The sequence below is a fragment of the Psychroflexus lacisalsi genome, from assembly GCF_020164495.1.
Lineage (GTDB): Bacteria > Bacteroidota > Bacteroidia > Flavobacteriales > Flavobacteriaceae > Psychroflexus > Psychroflexus lacisalsi.
On record NZ_JAIQYZ010000002.1, the window covers coordinates 356,514 to 381,005 of the forward strand.

Annotated in this window: 21 protein-coding genes; 5 read left to right on the plus strand and 16 right to left on the minus strand. The window is 35.6% G+C overall.

Going from position 1 to position 24,492, the window contains the following annotated elements:
• Positions 1-127 precede the first annotated feature (127 nt).
• Positions 128-832 carry a DUF4197 domain-containing protein gene (locus tag LB449_RS08920; protein ID WP_224454758.1) on the plus strand — a complete coding sequence of 235 codons (705 nt, stop codon included), beginning with the start codon at positions 128-130 and terminating at the stop codon, positions 830-832.
• On the opposite strand, the gene LB449_RS08925 is transcribed toward LB449_RS08920, so the two are convergent.
• The 8 genes from LB449_RS08925 to htpG form a co-directional block, all read right to left on the minus strand.
• Positions 829-1,641, minus strand: coding sequence for an alpha/beta fold hydrolase (locus tag LB449_RS08925; RefSeq protein ID WP_224454759.1), 813 nt, complete (start codon positions 1,639-1,641; stop codon positions 829-831). The genes LB449_RS08920 and LB449_RS08925 overlap by 4 nt on opposite strands.
• A gap of 69 nt (positions 1,642-1,710) precedes the next feature.
• Positions 1,711-2,481 carry an ABC transporter substrate-binding protein gene (locus LB449_RS08930; protein ID WP_224454760.1) on the minus strand — a complete coding sequence of 257 codons (771 nt, stop codon included), beginning with the start codon at positions 2,479-2,481 and terminating at the stop codon, positions 1,711-1,713.
• Positions 2,478-2,642, minus strand: a complete 165-nt coding sequence (locus tag LB449_RS08935; protein WP_224454893.1) for a hypothetical protein — start codon at positions 2,640-2,642, stop codon at positions 2,478-2,480. The genes LB449_RS08930 and LB449_RS08935 overlap by 4 nt, the downstream gene beginning before the upstream one ends.
• Before the next feature lie 335 nt (positions 2,643-2,977).
• On the minus strand, positions 2,978-3,322 hold the full coding sequence (gene rplT, locus LB449_RS08945; protein WP_224454762.1) for a 50S ribosomal protein L20: 345 nt from the start codon (positions 3,320-3,322) through the stop codon (positions 2,978-2,980).
• An 81-nt stretch (positions 3,323-3,403) separates the two neighbouring features.
• Complete coding sequence (gene rpmI, locus LB449_RS08950; protein ID WP_224454763.1) at positions 3,404-3,601, minus strand: 50S ribosomal protein L35; 198 nt, start codon at positions 3,599-3,601, stop codon at positions 3,404-3,406.
• A 28-nt stretch (positions 3,602-3,629) separates the two neighbouring features.
• Positions 3,630-4,145, minus strand: coding sequence for a translation initiation factor IF-3 (gene infC, locus LB449_RS08955; protein ID WP_317196215.1), 516 nt, complete (start codon positions 4,143-4,145; stop codon positions 3,630-3,632).
• 60 nt (positions 4,146-4,205) lie between these two features.
• Positions 4,206-6,152, minus strand: coding sequence for a threonine--tRNA ligase (thrS, locus tag LB449_RS08960; protein WP_224454764.1), 1,947 nt, complete (start codon positions 6,150-6,152; stop codon positions 4,206-4,208).
• A 152-nt stretch (positions 6,153-6,304) separates the two neighbouring features.
• A complete protein-coding gene (gene htpG / locus LB449_RS08965) occupies positions 6,305-8,197 on the minus strand; it encodes a molecular chaperone HtpG (RefSeq protein ID WP_224454765.1) in 1,893 nt (630 codons plus the stop codon).
• Positions 8,198-8,351: 154 nt separating this feature from the next.
• Here htpG and LB449_RS08970 point away from each other — a divergent pair, with 154 nt between their 5' ends.
• The 3 genes from LB449_RS08970 (at position 8,352) to LB449_RS08980 (ending at position 11,460) form a co-directional block, all read left to right on the plus strand.
• Entirely contained in the window at positions 8,352-9,014 is a 663-nt protein-coding gene (locus LB449_RS08970) for a TetR family transcriptional regulator C-terminal domain-containing protein (protein WP_224454766.1), read from the plus strand.
• 3 nt (positions 9,015-9,017) lie between these two features.
• Positions 9,018-10,325 carry an ABC1 kinase family protein gene (locus tag LB449_RS08975; protein WP_224454767.1) on the plus strand — a complete coding sequence of 436 codons (1,308 nt, stop codon included), beginning with the start codon at positions 9,018-9,020 and terminating at the stop codon, positions 10,323-10,325.
• A 130-nt stretch (positions 10,326-10,455) separates the two neighbouring features.
• On the plus strand, positions 10,456-11,460 hold the full coding sequence (locus LB449_RS08980; protein WP_224454768.1) for a 3-oxoacyl-ACP synthase III family protein: 1,005 nt from the start codon (positions 10,456-10,458) through the stop codon (positions 11,458-11,460).
• Between the two features lie 85 nt (positions 11,461-11,545).
• Here LB449_RS08980 and secDF read toward each other — a convergent pair whose 3' ends face one another.
• The 4 genes from secDF to gyrB form a co-directional block, all read right to left on the minus strand.
• The gene (secDF, locus tag LB449_RS08985; protein WP_224454769.1) at positions 11,546-14,581 is read right to left on the minus strand and encodes a protein translocase subunit SecDF; all 3,036 of its coding nucleotides are present in this window, start codon (positions 14,579-14,581) and stop codon (positions 11,546-11,548) included.
• A gap of 184 nt (positions 14,582-14,765) precedes the next feature.
• Entirely contained in the window at positions 14,766-15,689 is a 924-nt protein-coding gene (locus tag LB449_RS08990; protein ID WP_224454770.1) for a malate dehydrogenase, read from the minus strand.
• A gap of 26 nt (positions 15,690-15,715) precedes the next feature.
• Positions 15,716-16,732 carry a DUF6588 family protein gene (locus LB449_RS08995; RefSeq protein WP_224454771.1) on the minus strand — a complete coding sequence of 339 codons (1,017 nt, stop codon included), beginning with the start codon at positions 16,730-16,732 and terminating at the stop codon, positions 15,716-15,718.
• Between the two features lie 9 nt (positions 16,733-16,741).
• Positions 16,742-18,682, minus strand: coding sequence for a DNA topoisomerase (ATP-hydrolyzing) subunit B (gene gyrB, locus LB449_RS09000; protein ID WP_224454772.1), 1,941 nt, complete (start codon positions 18,680-18,682; stop codon positions 16,742-16,744).
• A gap of 233 nt (positions 18,683-18,915) precedes the next feature.
• Between gyrB and LB449_RS09005 the strand changes: the two genes are divergently transcribed.
• Positions 18,916-19,449: a DUF2911 domain-containing protein gene (locus LB449_RS09005; protein WP_224454773.1), complete on the plus strand. Its 534-nt coding sequence runs from the start codon at positions 18,916-18,918 to the stop codon at positions 19,447-19,449.
• 246 nt (positions 19,450-19,695) lie between these two features.
• Here LB449_RS09005 and LB449_RS09010 read toward each other — a convergent pair whose 3' ends face one another.
• From LB449_RS09010 to LB449_RS09025, 4 genes are all read right to left on the minus strand, one after another.
• Positions 19,696-21,084, minus strand: coding sequence for a pyridoxal phosphate-dependent decarboxylase family protein (locus LB449_RS09010; RefSeq protein WP_224454774.1), 1,389 nt, complete (start codon positions 21,082-21,084; stop codon positions 19,696-19,698).
• 3 nt (positions 21,085-21,087) lie between these two features.
• Positions 21,088-22,701 (minus strand): bacillithiol biosynthesis cysteine-adding enzyme BshC, encoded by a 1,614-nt coding sequence (gene bshC, locus LB449_RS09015; protein ID WP_224454775.1) that lies wholly within the window; start codon positions 22,699-22,701, stop codon positions 21,088-21,090.
• 64 nt (positions 22,702-22,765) lie between these two features.
• A complete protein-coding gene (gene rimO, locus LB449_RS09020; RefSeq protein ID WP_224454776.1) occupies positions 22,766-24,088 on the minus strand; it encodes a 30S ribosomal protein S12 methylthiotransferase RimO in 1,323 nt (440 codons plus the stop codon).
• Positions 24,089-24,188: 100 nt separating this feature from the next.
• Positions 24,189-24,491, minus strand: a complete 303-nt coding sequence (locus LB449_RS09025) for a hypothetical protein (RefSeq protein WP_224454777.1) — start codon at positions 24,489-24,491, stop codon at positions 24,189-24,191.
• Between the last annotated feature and the right edge of the window lies 1 nt (position 24,492).

The window sequence follows — 24,492 nt, forward strand, 5'->3', positions numbered from 1 at the left end:
TAGTTTTTGTGGGGTGAAATTACGAAATATTCAATTTAAACTCATTGATTTAAGCTTCTAATAACGAAAAAATAGAGTGTTATCTTCAAAAGGCTCTATCTTTACGATGGATCCAAAATTCATTCCTATGAAACGGTTTTTATTACTTGTGCTAGTTTCTATTTCATTGAGTTCCTGCGCAGAACTTGAACAGATTTCCCGAGAGATTGCAAATTCTGCCGCGGTGACTGATCAACAAATAGCCAATGGCTTACAACAAGCTTTATCAAAGGGAGTAAATGAGCAGGTATCCAAATTGGCTGAGGAAAATGGATTTTATACTAATGATTTGGTAAGGATCAAACTTCCGGAGGAATTGTCTGGTGTAGAAAGCACCATGAGAAGCTTAGGCCTGGGCAATTTGGCTGACGAAGGCATTAAAGCACTTAATACGACTGCTCAACAGGCCGTAAAAGAAGCTACTCCCATTTTTCTATCAGCAATACGTGAGATGACATTTGAAGAAGCCAGAACTATTTTGCTTGGAGAAAAAACAGCAGCAACAGCTTATTTAAGAGATAAGACTCAAACAGAATTGTATCAAAGATTTGAGCCCATCGTACGAGATAATTTTCAGAAAGTAGGTGCTGATCAAATATGGGAAAATGTGATTCAGAAATACAATCAAGTCCCTTTTACCTCTAGCGTAAATCCAAATCTCACAGATTACGTCACCAACGAGGCCTTAAAAGGAGTTTACAAAATGATTGAATTGGAAGAACAACAAATCAGAAATGACGTTAAGGAGAGATCTACAAATCTTTTAAGACAAGTGTTTGCGCTTCAGGATTAAGTCGCTTGCAAACGCATAGGAGTATTATTCTCAAGACTTTGAATAAAACCTATCACTTTGGAGTTAAAAACTTTTGGCTGTTCAACATTAACTACGTGTCCACAATTTTTAATGACAAATAATTTAGCTTCTTTATGAGTTTCAGAAATTTTTCTAACTGCAGGCAGGAACAAATAATCTTGTTCACCCATCATATAGAGCGAAGGAATATTGATCGCTTTTTGCCTGAAAAACTTGAGCAAAGGATTGATTTCTGAGGTTAGCTTAAACCATCTGATGAACTCTTTCTGATATAATTTTTTAGCCTCGTTCACAAAGAGATTTCTTGATTTCTTATGATTTCTTCTCGGCATTATTATGAAAGCAAATAATTTGTAAAGAATCATATAAGGCACAACCGATTTGAAAATTACTCCCACATTCATCAAAAACCTGGACCTCACGTTCATTTTCATAATAGCTCCACCCATAATCATACTTGACACACGATTTGGAAAGTTTTCTGCTAAATTCCTTATTAAAATGGTACCCAGAGAGATGCCTATAAAATGTGATTTCTCAATATTATTTATGTCTAAGACTTCAACTATGTCACCAGTAATGGCATCAAACGTGTAATTTTCGTCCAAAGAGTCCTGCAGTTTTGGATTAGAATTACCGTGACCTCTAAGGTCTAATAGTAAAACATTAAATTGAGATTTAAAGGCTCTAAGTTGTTTGAACCAAATAGAAGAACTTCCACCAGCACCATGCACAAAAGTAACCCACTCTGGGGAGTTTTCGTGACGATAAACTGAATGGTGTATCAAAGCTTTCTTTTTGTAAATATACACAGGATTATCATTAAAACTAAAATGTCCTTGAATACTAGTAAAATTTTATAAGTTGTCTCTTAGTTTTAAGAAATAGTCAAAGGCTTGTAACAGCCTGGATCCGTACCAACTAAAGTATTCACCATCTACAATTTTAATTTTTTCCGATGGAATTTTGAATTCTGACTTATGTTGATCTTTAAATGGAAATGGCTCAGAAGACAAGAAAACATAATCTACCACTTCTAGATCATTAATATCTACCTCAGGATATCTTGGAAGATCTTTATGTACATTTTCAAAATTATTGAGTTCCAACATATAATTGATAAACGTTGAGAAACCAACGACCATCCAGGGATCTCTCCAAATGAAGTAAGCTACTTTGAGCTTTGGTTGGTCTTCAATTTTTCTACGGAATTTGATAAAGTTAGTTTTAATGTTGTCAACAAGTTGCTTAGAGCTTTCCGGTATCTTAAAGATTTCGTCAATATCTCTTATCAACTGAAGCAGGTCTTCAATCTTATTAATATCACTCACATAAACTGAATAATTTTCTGAAAGTTTCTCAATGTCTTCTAACTCATTTTCTTCTTTGTTGGCTAAAATAAAATCTGGCTGTAAACTTTTGATTTTGTCAATCTTTACAGTTTTAGTCCCCCCAATGACTTCAGCCGTAGATCTTATATCTTCAGGATGAACACAAAATTTGGTCACTCCTACCAGTTTATCCTTCAGTCCTAAATCTACAAGCATTTCAGTAAGACTAGGAACCAAACATACAATTCGGTTTGGAATAGAAGTTATGTGAAATGTCCGCTCTAGTTGATCTTTCATAAGTCCTTATAGATGATATCCATTTGCTCTAAAATAAAAAACCCTGAATTAAATTCAAGGTTTTGTTGTGGATTTCGAAAAAATTTACGCTGAAGGCGCCCATGATGCGCAAAGCATTCCTGGAGCGGCTTTACTTGGGTGAGCACAAGAGTCTGTTTCATGTTTTTTACAATTGGAACAGCTTCTTTCGTTTTTCAACTCTGTCTTCATATTAAATAAGTCACAGGTATATTTTTGAGATACCAAGACTTCGTGTTTACTGCAAAAAGTCTTTTCAATTAAGCTGGTGCAGTTGCTACAGTTATTTGCGAATCTTATGGCCATAATGTTTATTTTCTAAGTTATTATCACTTTTCTTTCTAATGTATGTATAAAATACATTAGAACTGTTAAATATCATTCAAACCCTTACAATGCGTTATTAGACTGATTAAAAATAAAAAAACACCTGTTAATTAAAACAGGTGTTTTTTTTAATTGCGATAAAAATTAGAATTTATTTTACTTGGTCGACTACGGCTTTAAAAGCTTCAGGATTGTTCATAGCTAAGTCCGCAAGAACTTTTCTATTCAATTCTATATTGTTAGCTTTTACCTTTCCCATGAATTGAGAATAAGATAAACCGTGAAGTCTTGCAGCAGCATTAATTCTTATGATCCAAAGTGATCTAAAATTTCTCTTCTTGGTTTTACGGTCTCTATAAGCATATAACATTGCTTTTTCGACTGCGTTTTTAGCTACTGTCCAAACGTTTTTACGACGTCCGTAGTAACCTTTTGCTTGCTTCATTATTTTTTTACGTCTGGCTCTGGAAGCGACAGAATTTGTTGATCTTGGCATATTTTAAAGTTTTTTGTAGTAGGCAGTTTAATAAACGTTTTGTGAGCCTAACTCCATGGATTAATAATTAACCTTGTTTGCTTATTTTAAGCGTAATTGAGTTTTGATGCTATGCACGTCGGCTTTATCTACTAAACCGCTGTGAGTTAACTTCAATTTTCTCTTTTTTGACTTTTTAGTCAAAATGTGACTTTTGAATGCATGTTTACGTTTTATTTTACCTGTACCGGTAAGTTTAAAACGCTTTTTAGCACTCGACTTTGTTTTCATCTTAGGCATCTGGAATATATATTAGGGATTATCGCAATTATTTTTTGGCAACTGGAGCAAGAATCATAATCATTCTTTTACCCTCCAATTTTGGCATTTGCTCAACCTTAGCAAGATCTTCTAGATCCTGAGCAAGTCTTAAAAGCAAGATTTGACCTTTGTCTTTAAAGACTATCGAACGACCTTTAAAAAACACAAAGGCTTTTAATTTAGCTCCGTCTTTAAGGAACTTCTCTGCGTTTTTCTTTTTGAATTCATAATCGTGATCGTCTGTATTAGGACCGAAGCGAATTTCTTTTACAACGACTTGAGTAGTTTTCTGCTTGAGCTGTTTTTCTCTCTTTTTTTGTTCATACAAGAACTTCTTGTAATCCATAACTTTACAAACAGGAGGGTCTGCTTTTGGAGATATCTCAACTAGATCCAACTCCTGTTCTTCGGCCATGGCCAAAGCTTCTTTGAGCGAATAGATATCTACTTTTACATTTTCACCAACAACTCGAACTTTTGGAGCTCTTATCTTGTCATTGATTTTATGAGGATTTTCTTTTATCTGCCTCGGTGCCTGTCTTGATTTTTTTCTACGTATTGCTATGGCTAAATATTTTTTTAATTAAACTTCGAATTTATAAATTTCTTTATCTGTTTCAGTTTCTAAAATTTTGGCGAAACTTTCAACTGGCATTTCACCTAAATCATCTCCCCCATGTCTTCTAACAGAAACCGTTTCGTTTTCTACTTCAGCTTCCCCTATTATTAACATGTAAGGAATCTTGTTCATCTCGGCTTCACGAATTTTTTTACCCATGGTTTCGCCTCGATTATCTATTGTAGCGCGAATTTCGTGTTTTTTAAGTAAACTTAAAACTTTTTTAGAATAATTTTCATATTTCTCGCTGATTGATAGGATAGTAGCCTGTTCTGGCATTAACCATAATGGGAAATTTCCACCAGTGTGTTCCAGCAGGATAGCTATAAAACGTTCTAAACTTCCGAAAGGAGCTCTGTGTATCATTACTGGGCGGTGCATTTCATTGTCACTCCCTTTATATTCTAACTCAAACCGTTCTGGCAAATTATAATCTACCTGAATAGTTCCAAGTTGCCACTGTCTGCCTAAAGCATCTTTTACCATAAAGTCCAATTTTGGGCCATAAAAAGCGGCTTCTCCAGTTTCGACTTTATAATTAAGACCTTTTTCTTCTGCCGCATTTAAGATGGCAGCTTCGGCTTTTGTCCAGTTTTCATCAGATCCTATATATTTAGAGGGATTTTCTGGATCTCTTAAAGAGACCTGAGCTGTAAAGTTTTCAAATCCTAAAGAATTGAAGACATAAAGTACAAGATCGATTACCTTCTTAAATTCTTCATCCAATTGCTCTGGAGTACAAAAGATATGCGCATCATCCTGTGTAAATCCTCTTACCCTGGTAAGACCATGAAGCTCTCCGCTTTGCTCATAGCGGTAAACCGTCCCAAACTCTGCATAACGCTGTGGTAAATCTCTATAACTCCAAGCCTGTGAGTTGAAAATCTCACAATGGTGAGGACAGTTCATCGGCTTTAAAAGGTATTCTTCACCATCCTGAGGAGTTTTGATAGGTTGAAAACTATCTTCTCCGTATTTCTGATAATGACCAGAAGTCATGTATAATTCTTTCTGACCAATATGTGGAGATATGACCTGCTGGTAACCAGCATTTTCTTGTGCATCTTTCAAAAACTTTTCAAGCCTGTCTCTTAAAGCTGCGCCTTTAGGTAACCATAACGGCAAACCTTGTCCAACTTTTTGAGAAAAGGTGAATAGTTTTAACTCTCTGCCTAATTTTCTATGATCGCGTTTTTTGGCTTCTTCAAGTAGCTCTAAATATTCTTTAAGTTCTTTTTGCTTAGGAAAAGAGATTCCATAAATCCTGGTTAACTGCGGATTATTTTCATCACCTCTCCAGTAGGCTCCAGCGATATTCATCAACTTTATAGCCTTTACAAAACCGGTGTTAGGGATGTGTCCACCTCGACATAAATCTGTAAAATCGTCATGATCACAAAACGTGATTTCTCCGTCTTCAAGATTTTCTATTAACTCTACTTTGTAGGGATTATTTCTAGTTTTGTAATAGTCTAAAGCATCAGCTTTTGAAACTTCACGCATTTCAAAATCATGCTTCCCTCTTGCAAGCTCAAGCATCTTGGCTTCAATTTTAGGAAAATCATTTTCAGAAATGGATTGACCTTTAAGATCCACATCGTAATAAAAACCGTTATCAATTGAAGGACCTATCGTCAGGTTGATTCCTGGATACAACTTCAGTAAAGCTTGTGCTAAAATGTGTGATGATGAATGCCAGAAAGCTTGCTTACCATCATCGTCATTGAAGGTTAAAAGCACCAAATTACCATCTTGATTGAGTGGCGTGGTGGTTTCTACAATTACATCATTGAATTTTGCAGAAATCACATTTCTAGCTAAGCCCGAGCTTATGCTTAAAGCTACTTGAAGAGGAGTTGTTCCTTCCTCATATTGCTTTACACTCCCATCTGGTAAGGTAATATTGATCATTAGTTTTAATTTTGAACAAAGATACTATGTTAATATTTCTTTGCAACATGAAATCTTGTTTGTTTGACCTCACATTGATGCTGAAACAATTTGTTTTAAAAGAAAAAAGCCACTTTAGATAAGTGGCTTTTTTCCAAAATATTTAAATGATTTTATTTAATCATCTTAAAACTTCTTTCTACAAAATTAGTGAGTTCCTCACCTTTAAGAAGGTTCTGAGAAAGCAAGGCCAAATCCAAAGATTGCTTGATTAAGCCTTCTTTTTTAGAATCCTCTTTAGCTTTCAAGATTTTTGAAATTAGTGGATTATTGGTATTCACCACCAAGTTATACATTTCTGGCATATTTCCCATACCAAACATTCCACCACCACCTGTTTGCTGCATCTCCTTCATACGACGCATAAATTCTGGCTGTGTAATCATCACAGGTGCCGTATCAGAATCTAAAGCTTCAAGCTGGACTGTGTATTTTTCTTTAGGTACTACAGTTTCAAAACTTGTTTTTACAGTTTCTTTTTCATCATCTGAAAGCTTAGAAACTTGTTCTGTTTCCTTCTTTATCAAATTATCAACGTGGTCACTGTCCACTCTTACAAAAGAAACTTTTTGCTCGTTCTCTTGTTCGAGCTTTTGGATCAAGTGTGAAACTATAGGAGAATTTAAAAGCAATACTTTATAACCCTTAGCTTCTGCCCTTTTGATGTAACTGTGCTGTTCGTCTTTATTTGAAGCATAAAGCACAATTAGCTTTCCTTCTTTATCAGTTTGTAATTCGGTGATATTATTTTTTAACTCTTCAAATGTGAAATATTCATCAGAAGTCGTTGGATATAGGGCGAATTTTTGAGCTTTTTCAAAGAATTTGTCTTCAGACAACATTCCATATTCTATCACAACTTTGATATCATTCCATTTCTTTTCGAAATCCTCTCTGTTGTTTGCGAATAATGAATTCAATTTGTCTGCTACTTTCCTAGTTATGTAACTGGATATTTTCTTTACCGCACCATCTGCTTGCAGGTAAGATCTTGAAACATTCAAAGGGATGTCTGGAGAATCAATAACACCTTTCAGCATAGTTAAGAATTCCGGAACAATACCTTCCACATTATCTGTTACAAAAACTTGATTTTGATAAAGCTGAATTTTATCTTTCTGTATAGACAAGTCATTTGTCAATTTTGGAAAATAAAGTATTCCTGTAAGATTAAATGGATAATCTACGTTAAGGTGAATATGGAATAAAGGCTCTTCGAATTGAGTTGGATATAATTCTCTGTAAAATGAGTTGTAATCATCTTCTTCAAGTTCGGCAGGCTGCTTAGTCCATGCAGGATCTGGATTATTTATAATATTGTCAACTGTTACCTTTTTTGGCTCCTCATCTTCTTTAGCATCTTCAGGCTTTGGAAGTTCTTTTTCTTTAGTTCCAAACTTGATAGGAATAGGCATAAACTTGTTATACTTCACTAAAAGTTCATTTATCCTATGCTCTTCAAGAAATTCCTTTTCATCATCATTGATGTGAAGAATAATTTCAGTTCCACGGTCTGTTTTATCAGATTCTTCTAAAGTAAACTGAGTAGTCCCTTCACAGGTCCATTTTGCTGCTGGTTCATCTTTCCAGGATTTAGTTTTGATCTCAACTTTATTGGCAACCATAAAAGCTGAATAAAAACCAAGGCCAAAGTGGCCAATGATACCCGTCTCTTTTGAATCTGAGTCTTTATATTTTTCCAAAAATTCTTCAGCACCAGAAAAAGCGACTTCATTGATGTATTTTTCAACTTCCTCTTTTGTCATACCAACACCTTCATCTACAATATGAAGAGTCTGATTGTCTTTATCAATTTTTATTTCAATTTTAGGTTTACCTATATCGATTTTAGCTTCACCTATTCTTACCAAATGATTCATTTTGAGCGTTGCATCCGTTGCATTGGATATCAATTCTCTTAAAAATATTTCGTGATCGCTGTAAAGAAATTTTTTGATGAGTGGAAAGATGTTTTCCACTGAAACATTAATATTACCTGTAGCCATAATTAAAATTTGTTTACAACATTAATATCAAAGGAAATACCGCGAATCAGATTCTGACAAACTGACAGAGCAAAGCACATTTAACAAAAGATTTCGTTTAAAGTTGAAGTTTGAAGATTAAACAATAATTATATTTGTGTATAAACTTTATATTATGGCAACTAAACCTAAAACCCAAAAAAAATTATCCAAAATAGATATCATCACATTCTATATGGATGATGTCTTGCTACATGAACATGTACCTAAATCGGTTTATAAATTTGCTAAGGATCATAAATTTGAGGAGAAGGATTTTTATAAATATTTCGGAAATTTTGACGCTTTAAGAGAAGGCATTTGGGAAACTTTTTTCCAGAATGCGCACTCATTGATGTCCAATAATGAAGAAGTTGTTAATTATGGCAGTAGAGAAAAAATGCTCACCTTCTTCTATACTTTTTTTGAAATTCTAACCGCTAATAGAAGTTATGTTCTTTATGTATTAAATGAACATGACGACCAGATGAAAAATATGAAGCAGCTTAAAGGGCTTCGTAAACATATTAAGTCTTTTGCCAAAGAATTGATTGAAGATGATAATGACGAAAAGGCTTATTCGTTTTTGAAGAGAAATGAAAATATTTATTCTGAAGGTGCCTGGATACAATTTTTGTTTTTACTTAAATTCTGGAAAGATGACTCGTCACCAGATTTTGAAAAAACAGATATAGCCATCGAAAAATCGGTCAACACCATCTTTGATGTTTTTGACAACACACCCCTAGAGAAGGTTTTCGATTTTGGAAAATTTCTCTACAAAGAAACAATGAAATAATACATGAAGACAATTGATAAAATTCCAACTGGAAAATTTAGTAGAACCTCAAAATTGATTGGGACAGGTACTAAAGTTGGTGCTAATTACTTAAAATACTATTCGAAAAAAGCCTTTAATCCTGAGTTAACCAGAGATAGCTTAGATGAAGAAAATGCTTCGGATATTTATGATGGGCTCAAAAACCTTAAGGGCAGTGCGTTAAAGGTTGCGCAAATGCTTTCCATGGAGAAAAGCTTACTACCAAATGCTTACGTAGAAAAGTTTAGTTTGGCTCAATTTAGTGTTCCACCATTATCGGCTCCATTAGTTAGAAAAACTTTTAAAAAATATAATGGAAAATATCCTGAAGAAATTTTTGACAAGTTCACATCAGAATCTGTTAATGCTGCAAGCATAGGACAAGTTCACAGAGCAGAGAAAAACGGTAATAAATACGCAATCAAGATACAGTATCCTGGTGTTGCGGATAGTATAAGTTCAGATTTGGCTATGGTAAAGCCGGTAGCTACCCGAATGTTTAATTTGAAGGGAAAAGATTCTGAAAAATACTTCAAGGAGATTGAAGATAAACTAGTAGAAGAAACAGATTACATACTCGAGGTTGAGCAAAGCAAGCGCATTTCAGAAGCTTGTAGCATGATTCCAAATCTGAAATTTCCCAAATATTACGAAAACCTATCCAGTGAGAGAATCATCACGATGGACTGGATGGAAGGTAAGCATTTAAGCGAGTTTGTGAAGCAAGATTTTTCTGAAGAAGTTGGAAATGAAATTGGACAAACTCTTTGGAATTTTTATATGTTCCAATTCCACAAGCTAAAAGAAGTACATGCCGATCCACATCCTGGTAATTTCTTAATTGATGAGGATTATAATCTTATTGCTATTGATTTTGGTTGCATTAAAAATATACCGGATCAATTTTATACACCTTATTTTGAATTAGCAGTTCCTAAAAATATAAATGACCCTGACTTTTTTCTGCAGAAATTGAAAGAATTAGAAATCATAAGGCCAGATGATACTGAAAAGGAAATAAAATATTTCTCAGCGCTGTTTCATGAAATGTTGAGTTTATTTACAAGTCCTTTTCACCAAGAAACATTTGATTTTGGAAGCGAAGAATTTTGGAATCAAATTTCTGGATTGAGTGAAAAGTACAGCAGTGATAAAGAATTAAGAAAAATGAATGGTAACCGAGGAAGTCAACATTTCCTTTATATTAATAGAACATTCTTTGGGCTTTTTAATCTGCTTCATGATTTAAAAGCTAAAGTTGACATCAACGATTACAAAAAATATATGTAAGATATTTAAGGTTATTGGTTAGGTTGGTTGGAAAACGCTCTTTGAAATTAAGTAAAAGGGCGTTTTCTTTGCATTAAAGATTACGAAATAAGCGATTATATGTATCTTACATTGCTAAATAATTAAAAATATGTACCAATCCAAAATAATAGGTTTAGGAAAGTATGTTCCTGAAAATATAGTAACGAATGATGATTTGAGTAAACTCATGGACACTTCAGATGAGTGGATTCAAGAAAGAACAGGAATACAGGAAAGAAGACACATTAAAAAAGGAGATGGGAATTCTACAGCTGTGATGGGCTTAAAAGCAGCTAAACAGGCTATTGAAAGAGCAGAAATCAATAAAGATGATATCGAGCTTATTGTATTTGCTACATTAAGTCCAGACTACTATTTCCCAGGATGTGGAGTTCAAATTCAAGAGAAACTAGGCATCAAAACTTGTCCGGCATTGGATGTAAGAAATCAGTGTAGCGGTTTTGTTTATGGAATTTCTGTTGCAGATCAATTTATCAAAACAGGAATGTATAAAAATGTTTTAGTCATAGGAAGTGAAAATCACAGTGGAGGTTTGGACATGACCAATCGAAGCAGACATGTCTCTGTCATATTTGGTGATGGTGCCGGAGCTGCAGTTTTAACAAGGAGCGATGATGAATCTGGGATTCTTTCCACACATTTACATTCTCAAGGAGAATACATAGATGAACTTTCTCTGAGAGGACCTTCAACAGAAAAATGGGTGCCAGAAATCATAGCTGAAAATCCACAAGAAGACATTCCTTACTATCCGAAGATGAATGGACAGCTTGTATTCAAGAATGCAGTTGTAAGATTTTCAGAAGTCATTAATGAAGGTTTAGACTTCAACAATTTGAAAAAAGAGGATATTGACATGTTTATCCCTCATCAAGCTAACCTAAGAATTTCTCAGTTTATTCAAAAGAAATTAGGCTTGGAGGATAGCCAAGTTCATAATAACATTCAAAAATACGGCAACACTACCGCAGCTTCTATTCCAATAGCGCTGACAGAAGCTTGGGAAGAAGGAAAAATCAAGAAAGGCGACTTGGTGGTTCTTGCTGCTTTTGGTAGCGGTTTCACTTGGGGAAGCGTCATCATACGTTGGTAGAATATCAATAAAAGCATTTGTTTAGACCAAAAAAAGTCCTGTGAATTTCATTCACAGGACTTTTTTTAAATCTATCGGTTGATGATTACATCTTAAGCTTATCTTTTTGTTCTACGTCTTCCGGCTTTTTATCCGTCAAATCGATTCCTTTCTTCTTTACAGAATCAAACATAACGGGTGTAGCAATAAATACAGAAGAATAAGTACCCACGACAACACCAATGATAAGAGCAAACATAAATCCTCTTATGCTATCACCTCCAAAGATGAATATAGCTATCAATACAACAAGAGTTGTCAAAGACGTATTGATGGTTCTACTTATGGTTGAACTTACTGCGAGGTTGATCAGTTTACCCATTTTCCAGGTTGGGTGTTCGTTGAAGAATTCACGAATTCTATCAAAGACAACAACCGTATCGTTTAAGGAGTAACCAATCACAGTAAGTATTGCTGCGATAAAAGCTTGATCAATCTCCAAACTAAATGGTAATACATCATATAGAAGAGAAAATAAACCCAAAACTATGATAACATCATGAATAACTGCAGCGACTGCACCTAAGGAAAATTGCCATCTTCTAAATCTTATGAGGATATATAAAAACACAACAATAAGTGATCCTATAATAGCGTAATAAGAAGCAGTTTTAATATCATCTGCAATAGTTGGACCTACTTTCATTGAAGACATTATGCCGAATTTTTCATTCAGACTGTTGTTATCGCCAATTTTGAATTCATCTAATGTAATTCCACTAGGTAAGTATTCCTTTAAGCCGTTGAATAAAATATTTTGAATCTCATCATCAATGCCAGTTCCTTCTTCTTCAATTTTGAAGTTTGTAGTAATTTTTAATTGGCTAGAGGCCCCATATGTTTTTGCCTCAACGCTTTGAAGTTCTCCAATTAAATTAGATTCAATTTCTGAAGGGTTAACCGGCTGATCAAATCTTACTGTATAGGTTCTACCACCAATAAAATCAACACCTTCATTAAGACCTTTCGTAACTAATGATCCAACACTTATCAAAATAGCAATCGCTGAAATAATGTAAGCTACTTTTCTCTTTTTCAAGAAATTCAAGTCAACATTCTGGAACCAGTTTTTAGTTATGTTAGTAGAGAAAGGTAAAGATTTTCCTTTTTTCCCTCCTCCTGCGATAAATAAACGAGTTAAGAATATAGCACAGAATAGAGAAGTAACAATACCTATAAGAAGCGTAGTTGCGAAACCTTTAATCGGTCCTGTACCAAACGTAAGCAATATTATACCCGTAAGGCCTGTTGTAATGTTAGCATCAAGTATAGAAGATAAAGCACTTTTAAAACCATCATTAATGGACTCTGCCTGTGTTTTACCCTTCGCTATCTCTTCTCTAATTCTTTCAAAAATAAGAACATTCGCATCTACAGACATACCTATGGTAAGTACAATACCAGCGATACCAGGCAATGTAAGAACAGCTCCAAGACCTGATAACACACCAAATATAAATAGTATGTTTACTACTAAAGCGATGTCTGCATACAAACCAGCTTTGCCATAGTAGAATATCATATATAATAACACAAATATCAAAGCGATAATAAACGAAAGTATACCACTGTCAATGGCTTCTTGCCCTAAAGAAGGTCCTACAATTTCGCTTTGGACAATATCTGCAGAAGCAGGTAATTTACCAGCTCTTAAAACATTCGCTAAATCTTGTGCTTCTTCAATAGTAAATTGTCCAGTGATTTCACTTCTTCCTCCGGAAATTGCACCACTAGAAACGCCAGGAGCAGAATAAACAGTGTTATCCAATACAATAGCGATTTGTGTGCCTTGAGCTGAAGCCTTGCCTGTCATATCTTCCCAAATTTTGGCTCCACGACCATCCATTTGCATACTAACAGCAACTCTACCTACCTGATCATAAGTTTGTTGAGCATCAGTAACAACTTCACCGCTCAAAGGAGGATCATCGTTGCTATTACCTTTCAATGCGTATAATTCAATGACTTCAGAGTCCTTAGGTGGCTTTCCCCATGCAAATTCCGCATACTTTTTATCTGAAGGTAATTGTGATTTTACCTGAGGCATAGATAAGTATGAATTTACTTTAGCTGTATCTTTAATAGCGAAATATGCAATGATTGGACCTTGTGGCTGACCTGCAGACTGAACTAAACTAAGAAGCGGATTTGATTTTGTAAAATCTTCATCAGTATCGTCTTCTGTAGAAAGTAAACTTTCTAAATCATCTTCCTCTGTAGCTTCTTGATCTTCTTGTGGAGTTTGCGCTTTATCTTCTTCAGACTTAGCGTCTTCTTCTTTCATGTTCTCAGCAACAATTGCATCTGCAGTTACCAAAAAGTCAGAAAGTTCATTGGCTTTATACACTTCCCAAAATTCAAGCTGAGCTGTACTTTGTAGAAGATTTTGAATTCGGCTTATATCCTTTGCCCCAGGCAATTCAATAAGTATTCTTCCAGATTCTCCTAAACGTTGAATGTTTGGTTGTGTTACTCCAAATTTGTCGATACGCTCTCTTAAAACCTCAAATGCTGAAGTTACGCTTTCGTCAATTTTTCTATTGATGATTGGCCTAACCTGACTGTTAGTCATATCGAAGCTAATCTCATCTGCAAGGGCTTTGGTTCCAAAAATATCTGGTGAAGCCAGCTTTGCGCCCTCTAAATTATCAAAAGCTTCGAAAAACAATTCTAAATAGCTGTCTTGACTATTTTTCCGAGCTTCCTGAGCATCTTTCAAAGCTTGATTGAAAGCAGGGTCTTTTGAATCATTAGCAAGACCTTTTAATAGATCCTGAACAGATATTTGAAGTATCACATTAATACCACCTTTTAAATCCAAGCCCTTGTTAAGCTCTTTATCTTTGGAGGTATTGTAAGTAATACCAGCAAAAATTGACTCATTCCCAATAGAGTCAAGATATTTTTCTGCGACAACTGCTCTCTTTTCTGTGAAGTTTTCTTCACCTTCAGAAATTTGCCTTTCTGCAAAAGCTTCTGCTTTTTCTTCAACATTGTTAGCTATAAACGTAAATGACAACTGGTAAATACTTACCAAACCAAATAAGATAGCAAATAGCTTAATGAGTCCTTTATTCTGCATTTTTAAATTATTAGTGCTGTTATAAAATCAGGCAAATATAGGTTTTCGATATAGAAATGGCAATTTTTTTATTAAAGATAATTTTAACTTTTGAAAGCCTATTTTACCCCTTAAAAAGGTACTTGTGATTCAAAAAAACAGACCCGACAAATGTCGGGTCTGGAGTATTTATAAAAGTTTGAAACTATTCCAAAAGACCATTTGTCTTTCTTACTGCTTCAGCGCTTTCTTTCAGTTTTGCTTTTTCCTCATCGTTAAGATCGATTTCTACAATCTTTTCGATGCCATTTTTACCGATTATGACTGGAACTCCAATACATAAATCGTTAAGTCCGTATTCACCCTCTAGAAGTGTTGAACATGGGAACATTTTTTTCTGATCACAAGCTATGGATTGAACTAAAGAAGAAACCGCAGCTCCTGGTGCATACCAAGCGCTTGTTCCAAGTAATTTGGTTAAAGTTGCACCACCTACCTTAGTGTCTTCTGACACTTGAGAAAGTCTTTCTTTAGAAAGGAATTCTGTAACTCTCACACTGTTACGTGTTGCTAAACGAGTTAAAGGTAACATTCCTGTATCACTATGACCACCGATAACCATACCATCAACATCGGATGCTGGACATTCTAAAGCTTCACTTAATCTATATTTGAATCTAGCACTATCTAAAGCACCACCCATTCCAATAATTCTGTTTTTAGGCAAGTTCAATTCTTTGTGAGCTAGATACGTCATTGTATCCATTGGATTACTCACAACGATTATGGTTACATCTGGAGAGTGCTTTACCAATTGTGATGCTACATCTTTTACAATACCAGCGTTAATTCCAATAAGTTCTTCTCTTGTCATTCCTGGCTTCCTTGGAATGCCAGAAGTAATTACTGCAACTTGAGAATCTTTTGTCTTAGAATAGTCTCCTGTTGTTCCTGTAATTGTTGTATCAAAACCGTTGAGTGTTGCTGTTTGCATCAAGTCCATCGCTTTTCCTTCAGCATACCCTTCTTTAATATCCACAAGAACTACTTCTGAAGCAAAATCTTTAATCGCGATATACTCTGCACAACTAGCGCCTACTGCACCAGCACCTACTACTGTAATTTTCATCTTTAATTTATTTTTATAATTAGTAATTAAATTCCAAAATTGATTCCAACATTCAACGTATTGAATTCCTGAAAACTATAATCTATATTCAACCTAAAAAAAGCTAAGCTCAGCTTAGTTCCTATCGTTGCTCTAAATCCATTTACTGAAGAGTCTAAGCGCAACGGATCTACTACAGTTTGACCTTGCACTTCATCAACTCCGGCTTCTATATTATATTCTCCTCTTAATCGTGTATCTGAAGAACCAGACACAGCACCCAAACTCCCATAAAAATTGATAATAGGAAGCTTTGTAGACACCAGCATGGCATAATGCCAGGAGTTTATATCTGTAGTTATCCTTTGATTGGTGGCTGATATCAAACTAGATTGTTCTGTAAATCTATACTCGCCCTCAAACTTATTGTAACCTATAAAGCCAGAAATCGCAATTGGCAAAACTTTAAAACCTGGAATCCAATCTGTAAATTCATGCTGAAGTCCTGCCCCATAGAATTGTGAAGACACATCCTTAGTTTCTATTTCTGGAAGGAATCTCAATTTGAGTTCTGTGCTAAAAGGCAAACCGAGACTTCCTTGCAAAATAATATTGGGCAAATATTCTACATTTTCTGAAGCCAAACCTTGCGGTAAAGTTATTGAGCCTAATTCCTGACCTCTTTCAACAATATTCATGATAACTTCTGGTGAATTCTGTCCAAAAACAGTTCCTACTTGTTGTGTAACAGGACCAGATTCAAAACTCAGGAAGTTATAATCGTTTTCATTTAATGCAAAAGAAGTGTTCTTGTTGCCAATCTGTGAAACACCACCAATAATAGAAATTTCAAATCCGCCAAGATTTTTAACTTTGGCTGTGTTATACCAACCATTGGCCAAACCAAAGATGATAGCATCTGATCCTGGACTTGTGTAAGCGTTTGCAAATCTATTCGCATCTTCAAAACCTGATGAAAGTAAGTTTCTGATTCCATTTTGTGAATAAGAATTCACAGACAAAACCGATAAAAGAATTAAACAAATAAGCTTTAAGCTTTTCATCCCTTTATATTAAGCATCAATATTTGCGTAAACAGCATTTTGTTCAATGAATTCTCTTCGTGGTGGTACTTCATCTCCCATCAACATAGAAAAAATTCTATCTGCTTCTGCCATATCATCAATAGTGACACGTCTCAAGATTCTATTCTCAGGATTCATAGTCGTATCCCAAAGTTGCTCAGCATTCATTTCGCCAAGACCTTTGTAACGCTGAATGCTTACTCCTCCTTTATATTCGTTAGCAATTTCATTTCTTTCTTTCTCAGACCATGCATAGCGCTTTTTACTTCCTTTCTTAATCAAATAAAGAGGAGGTGTAGCGATGTAGATATGACTCGCTTCAATCAGCTCTTTCATGTACCTAAAGAAAAACGTAAGTATTAACGTTGCAATGTGACTACCATCGACGTCGGCATCACACATAATGATAACTTTATGGTATCGTAATTTTGAAAGGTTTAGAGCTTTTGTATCTTCTTCGGTTCCAATCGTTACCCCAAGTGCAGTATATATGTTTTTGATCTCTTCATTTTCAAATACTCTGTGCTGCATTGCTTTCTCAACATTCAGAATTTTACCTCTTAAAGGCAAAATGGCCTGAAAATTACGATCTCTACCTTGCTTAGCAGTTCCACCCGCAGAATCTCCCTCAACAAGGAAAACTTCACATGCATTTGGATCCGTTTCAGAGCAATCAGAAAGTTTACCTGGCAAACCTCCACCGCTCATCACGGTTTTACGCTGAACCATCTCACGCGCCTTTTTAGCGGCATGTCTGGCTTGAGCAGCTAGAATCACCTTTTGAACTATGGTTTTAGCATCATTTGGATTTTCTTCCAGGTAAATTTCAAGCATCTCTGTAACTGCCTGAGATACTGCTGAAGTGACCTCGCGGTTACCTAATTTGGTTTTGGTTTGTCCTTCAAATTGTGGCTCCGATACTTTTACAGAAACAATAGCTGTAAGTCCTTCTCTAAAATCATCTCCGGTAATTTCGAATTTCAATTTGTCGAGCATCCCTGAATTATCGGCATATTTTTTTAAAGTAGCCGTTAAACCTCTTCGGAATCCAGACAAATGAGTACCACCTTCGTGAGTATTTATATTATTAACGTAAGAATGCAAATTCTCACCATAAGAGTCATTGTATATCATCGCTACTTCTACCGGGATATCATTCTTTTCGCCTTCCATAGAAATAACATCCGTTATAATTGGATCACGATTGGCGTCTATAAAACGTATAAACTCCTTCAATCCTTCTTCAGAATAGAATTCATCCGAACGGTACTCGCCTTTCTCGTTCTTTTGACGTTTGTCAATAAGAGAAATTCTAATACCCTTATTTAAAAAGGCCAACTCTCTCAAACGCTTGGCTAATGTTTCATATTTAAACTCTACTGATTCTTTGAAAATCTCATAATCGGGTTTGAAAGTAATTTCAGTTCCTTTCATCTCTGTATCACCTGTAGATTTTACAGGATAATCTACTTTACCACGCGTGTATTCTTGTTCCCAGATTCTACCATCTTTAAAAACACGTGCATGAAGTTTTACGGAAAGTGCATTTACCACAGAAACTCCAACTCCGTGGAGACCTCCCGATACTTTATAAGAATCTTTATCAAATTTACCACCAGCACCAATTTTGGTCATGACTACTTCCAGTGCCGAAACACCTTCTTTCTTGTGCATGTCTATAGGAATCCCACGACCATTATCCATAGTCGTTACAGAACCATCTTCATTTATGATCAAGTCAATCTTATCACAATAGCCTCCCATAGCCTCATCGATAGAGTTGTCTACCACCTCATAAACCAAGTGATGAAGACCTCGCTCTCCTACATCTCCTATATACATGGATGGACGCAATCTTACGTGCTCCATTCCCTCTAAAGCCTGAATACTATCAGCCGAATAATTGTGTTTTTTGACTTCTTCGCTCATAATTTATTATTAGATTAACAACAAACAAATATAGTAAATCGGAAGTGTTTTTTGAAGTTTTTAACGCTATTAAATCGATTATGTCGGAGTTAAAATGGTTAACGGTGCTTATTCTTAGAAATTGCAAAATCAGCCTGAAAAGCTACTTCTGTAACACAATAAATATTACTTTAACAAGAATTAAACTCATAAAGAGAAAACTTAAATTTAATCTTGTTTAAAATTTTAAACTTATGAAATTATTTAACGCATTTCTTATTTTAAGCCTAGTTACATTAACTACTACAGCGCAAGAATTTAAGGATCTGGACAAAAGTCCCATGGATGCAGTAATCACCAGAAATCAAGACAATTCTCCACTGGCAAGAATTATTTATAGCAGGCCTAAAAAGAACAACCGCGAGATTTTTGGTCAATTAGTTCCCTACAATAAGGTCTGGAGAACTGGAGCTAACGAGGCTACCGAAATTACATTTTATGAAGATGTCCTTTTTAACGGTGTTGAGATTGAACCAGGCACTTATTCATTATATACCATCCCAGATAAAGACAAATGGACTATAATTGTGAACGAACAAATTAATGTTTGGGGTGCTTATAGTTATGATGAATCTTTAGACCTTTTAAGAACAAGTGTGCCTACAAGAAATACTGCTGCACCGGTAGAAGATTTTTCAATCACCTTCAAACCTGCTGCAGATGGCTCTGACCTATTAATGGGCTGGGATGACACCTTCATAGAAGTCCCTATCCGAAAAGCTGAATAATAATTCAGATCAATTCCAAAAAAATCCCATTCTTTTGATCAAAAGAATGGGATTTTTTTTCTCACTAGTATTACAAACCTTTAAATTTAATTCAGGTGATTTTCTGCTGAATCTGTTCTTAAAAACTTTTAATCTTTCTAAACAAAAAACTGGATCATCAAGTTAACTTAGAACCTCAAGCAATGTATCTAAAAGCATTAAAAGCAACGGAATCAAATTCAGAATAAATCCAGCTCTTAAGCAAAACTATTTCATAGATTCTAAAATCTCTTTCACGTCTTTTTCGGTAGTATCTGGATTGATAAAACAAAACCTCGCGCAGGTAAGTTCTCCTTCCTGTGAATTCCATTTGGTAGGAGTGACCAAAGCAAATCCACTATCGTGATTGGTGTACGTCCACTCCTTGTAATCTTCTGCAGTCCAGCCGATTCTTGAAAATAATACGCAAGAAAGCCCTGGCTCTCTAATTAATTCTACATGTGGCAATTGTTCGATTTGCTTAGCCGCATTATTAGCCAATTCCAAACCTCTTTCGATAGCCGTGGTGTAGCGATCTGTCCCGTGCATAGCAAGAGAATACCATAAAGGCAAGCCTCGAAGTCTTCTGGTTAGTTGAATTTGATAGTCTGATGGATTGAAACCTTGAGCTCCTTTGTCCTTAAAAATATCTAAGTAAGCGCCTTTTTGAGAATGAGCATTTTTGGCCAAATCCATGTTCTTATAAATGATAGCTCCACAATCGTAAGGAGAAAACATCCATTTATGCGGATCAATAGTAACACTATCAGCCCTTTCAATACCATTGAAAAGGTGTCTTACAGAGGGCGCAGCTAAAGCTGCCCCTCCATAGGCAGCATCGACATGAAACCAAAGTTGTTCTTTTTCTGTTACCTCTGCTACTCCGTCCAAATCATCAATGATTCCTGCATTAGTAGTGCCACCGGTGGCAACAACTGCAAACAGGCGCTTTCTATCAAAATCTGATAAACTTTTGATCTCTTTTTCCAGACATTTTTTTGTGAGTTTATGCTCTTCGTTATCGTCTACAGTTATAATATCTGCATCGATCACCTGAGCCATAGCTTTTACGGAGGAATGCGCTCCACTGGAAGTAATGATTAAACCTTTCAGCTTTTTATTATCATCATTTATGGATCTCCAATACTCTCTCGCAGCGACAATTGCAGAAAGGTTGGCTGCTGTTCCACCACTAGTAAAGACTCCAAAGGTTCCTTCTGGCATTCCTGTGAGAGAAACCAGCCATTCCATAGCTCTGTTTTCGCAAAAAATTCCCCCGCCACCAGTCATCCAGTAAGCCCCGTGAATACTCGCCGCCGAAGTGACAAGATCAAATAAAACTGCTGCTCGTGTTGGCGCAGCAGGTACAAAAGCGAGATGTCTGGGATGATCTACAGGAACCGATGCTTTTACCAGGATATCTCTAAATAACTGAAAAGCTTTCTCTCCTCCTATTCCTTCTTTCGTCACCGTATCCCCAACAAGTTCCAGTAATTCATGTTCTTGTTTTGGTTTTCCTAATTCTGGTGATGTATTTGATATTCTATTGATCGCATATTTCATGATATCGAGTGTCATCTCGACAGTCTCCATATCAACAGCGTGCATGCTTTTCATAGCTTATGATTTTGTATTGTAAATAGTTAATTCCAGACAGAGAAATTCAAATTGGAAAGGATCTAGTTCTTCTATTAATTTTGGAATGAGTTTTTCTCCATAATCCACATAAATTTCGCTGAAATTAAAAGTTCGTTCTTGTAAAGATTGGTTGGGAAACAAGTAGCGTTGTAGCTCCAAAACACGCTCATTTTCATCTTTCAGTTTTCGTTTTTGAGCTTTTAGCAGTCTTTTTTCTAGATGATCGAGCCCATTTTTTTGCTTTTTCTCTTGCGCAGCTACCGCTCCATAAAAGGATTGTTCTGTTTTTTCAGCAAGCTCGTATAAATCCGCAAACTGTTTTTCTAAAACCTTTTTCTGACTTTCAAAATCGATGTCAATTGAAGAATTTCTCTTGGTTTGCTTGGCTTCTAAAGCATCAGTAGACAAGAATAAATCTTTGATTTCAGTATCTAATTTTCTCAGCTTTTTTGCTGTTTTGTCAGAATATAATAAGACTGAATTTCTCAACATCAGTATTGGGAAAGTGACGGATTCTGCTTCGTATAAGGATTTTAATTCCAGCCAATATGCCAATTCTCCACCTCCACCGATGTAGGCCAAGTTTGGAAGAATCACTTCTTGATAGAGTGGTCTCATGACAACATTTGGCGAAAATCGCTCAGGATATTCATCTACCAAATCTAAAATTTCTTGTTCTGAAAAGCTTACTTCCGAATCGATGACGAGATACCTGTCATCCTGTTTTACGATTCTTTCCCTTATGCCTTCATACATATAGAATAAGTTGATTTCTCTGGGATTGACCTGAACATTATAACCAAGATCAGATAATTTATCAGCTTGCTTTTTAGTTTGCCGAAAGGCAGTATGATATTGCAAATCATTTTTGATATGCTTTGAAAACATGGTTTTTAATCTCGCATCATCTGCGTCTAAAACGACAAGACCATACTCTCCAAAAAGCTCATTGGCCAAAAACTGAGTAGCACTGGCTAAAGTCTCATGTTCGAGATAAGCCACTTTGAAAAGTCCCTTAAGATATTCTGCGTTATCACTTTTCCCGAATTCTTTTTCAATGGTTTTAGACAACTTCTCCAATCCTGAAGTGGACAAATGACCTACTGCTCCTTCTGTATCCTTTTCCCATTCCAACTTATTTTGCTTGAAATTGAAAAAATTGATTTCATCAAAATCATGATCTTCTGAGGCCATCCAGTAAATAGGAACAAAATTGGCGTCAGGATAGTTCTCTTTAAGCTGTTTAGCCAGATTGATTGTTGAAACAATCTTATACAAGAAATAAAGCGGTCCGGTAAACAAGTTGAGCTGATGACCAGTTGTAACTGTATAAGTAGTATGCTCTAGAAGTAAATCAATATGTTGTTGTGTTTCTTGTGAAGTTGATAACAACTTATACTGATTTGTGAGCACTTCAATTAAGCCCTTTCGATTATCTTGATTGTAAGATTTGCTCTTCTCTTCTATTTGCGCTTCAAAATTATCAATAGAAGGAAATCTATTATAAAATGGCTTTAAATCTTTCTTTTCCTCGATGTAGTCTGAAATCAAATCAGTAAAAAAACCTGTGGATCGAAAAGGTAAACAGTCAGCCATGTTTTAAGAATTTAGAGTAATCGCAAATATAGAGGAGGCATTTTAAAAAGCTTTAAAAGATAAGTTAATTCAAAATTGCATCTACAGAGACTGGTTCTCCATACAAATCAAAATCTCCTGCATCGGTGATTTTGATCTCAGCAAATTCTCCAGTTTTCAAATAATGAGTTTGAGCATCGATCAAAACTTCATTATCCACATCAGGGGAGTCAAATTCAGTTCTTCCAACAAAGTATCCACCTTCTTTTCTGTCAATGACACATCTAAATGTTTCTCCGATTTTCTGCTGATTCAGTTCCCAGGAAATCTGAGATTGAATTTCCATAATTTCGTTGGCACGCTGAATTTTGACATCTTCAGGAACGTTATCTTCAAGGTTATAAGCATGTGTATTTTCTTCGTGAGAATAGGTAAAACAACCCAGCCTTTCAAATCTCATTTCACTCACCCAATCCTTCAATTCCTGAAAATCTTCTTCAGTTTCACCAGGATAACCAACAATCAATGTGGTTCTGATAGCCATATTTGGCACTTCCTTTCTGAATTTGTAAAGTAAATCTGTAGTTTTTTTGTGTGTGGTTCCTCTTCGCATGGATTTCAACAAATGATCTGAAATATGCTGAAGCGGGATATCTATATAATTACAAACTTTTGGTTCTTCTCTTATTACATCAAGGACATCGGTTGGAAAACCTGTAGGAAACGCATAATGCAAACGGATCCATTCGATACCTTCTACCTTAACAAGTTCTTTCAGTAGTTCTGCCAGGTTTCTTTTCTTGTATAAATCTAAACCGTAATACGTCAAGTCTTGGGCGATCAAGATCAATTCTTTCACACCTTGCTTTGCGAGATTTTTAGCTTCAGTCACCAAATCTTCAATCGGCGTAGATTTATGACCGCCTCTCATTAGCGGAATAGCACAAAACGAACAAGGCCTGTCACAACCTTCAGCTATTTTCAGGAAGGCATAATTCTTTGGGGTCGTTGTCAAACGTTCACCGATCAATTCGTGCTTATAATCTGCGCCAAGAGCTTTTAGCAAAGCTGGAAGTTCTGTAGTCCCAAAGTATTGATCAACGTTGGGAATTTCTTTCTGCAAATCTGGCTTGTAGCGTTCAGATAAACATCCTGTCACAAAAACCTTTTCAACTTCGCCACTTTCTTTCTTTTGAACGTAGTCTAAAATCGTGTTGACAGATTCTTCTTTGGCATTATCAATAAAACCACAGGTATTGATCACCACAACATCCCCTTCAGTTTCGTGTGCAACATCTTTACCGCTAGCTTTAAGCTGACCCATTAAAACTTCAGAATCGTAAATATTTTTACTGCAACCTAAAGTAACAACGTTGATTTTATTTTTTTTGATTGACTTTGTTCTCATGTATTTTTAAAATTGAATTGCAAAGATACGATCTCTGAAATTGACTGAAGATGAAGTTGCCTTAAAGCTTATCTAAAAGACTAGATATAAATAATTTAGATTAGGCCATAGTGTTGTGAACCCAAAGTATTAAATCCTGCTCGTAGTATCGCATTGAAGATATGACAACAATACTTCCAATAGCGTAGACCCAGTTTGTAGAGTTAGTTTTGAGAAAATAAAATCCCAGAAGTCCCAAAAGTACAATTGGTGATGCTACCAGCAAGTTTGAAGCAATCCAACCTCCCTGAAAGATTGCTGAAAGTTTTAGGACTAAAAAGAATGCTGAATAAATCACAATGATTTTGGTTATGATGAGTTTATTCTTTGCTGCTGAAATCGGCTTTGGTCTTTGCTCAGTCATT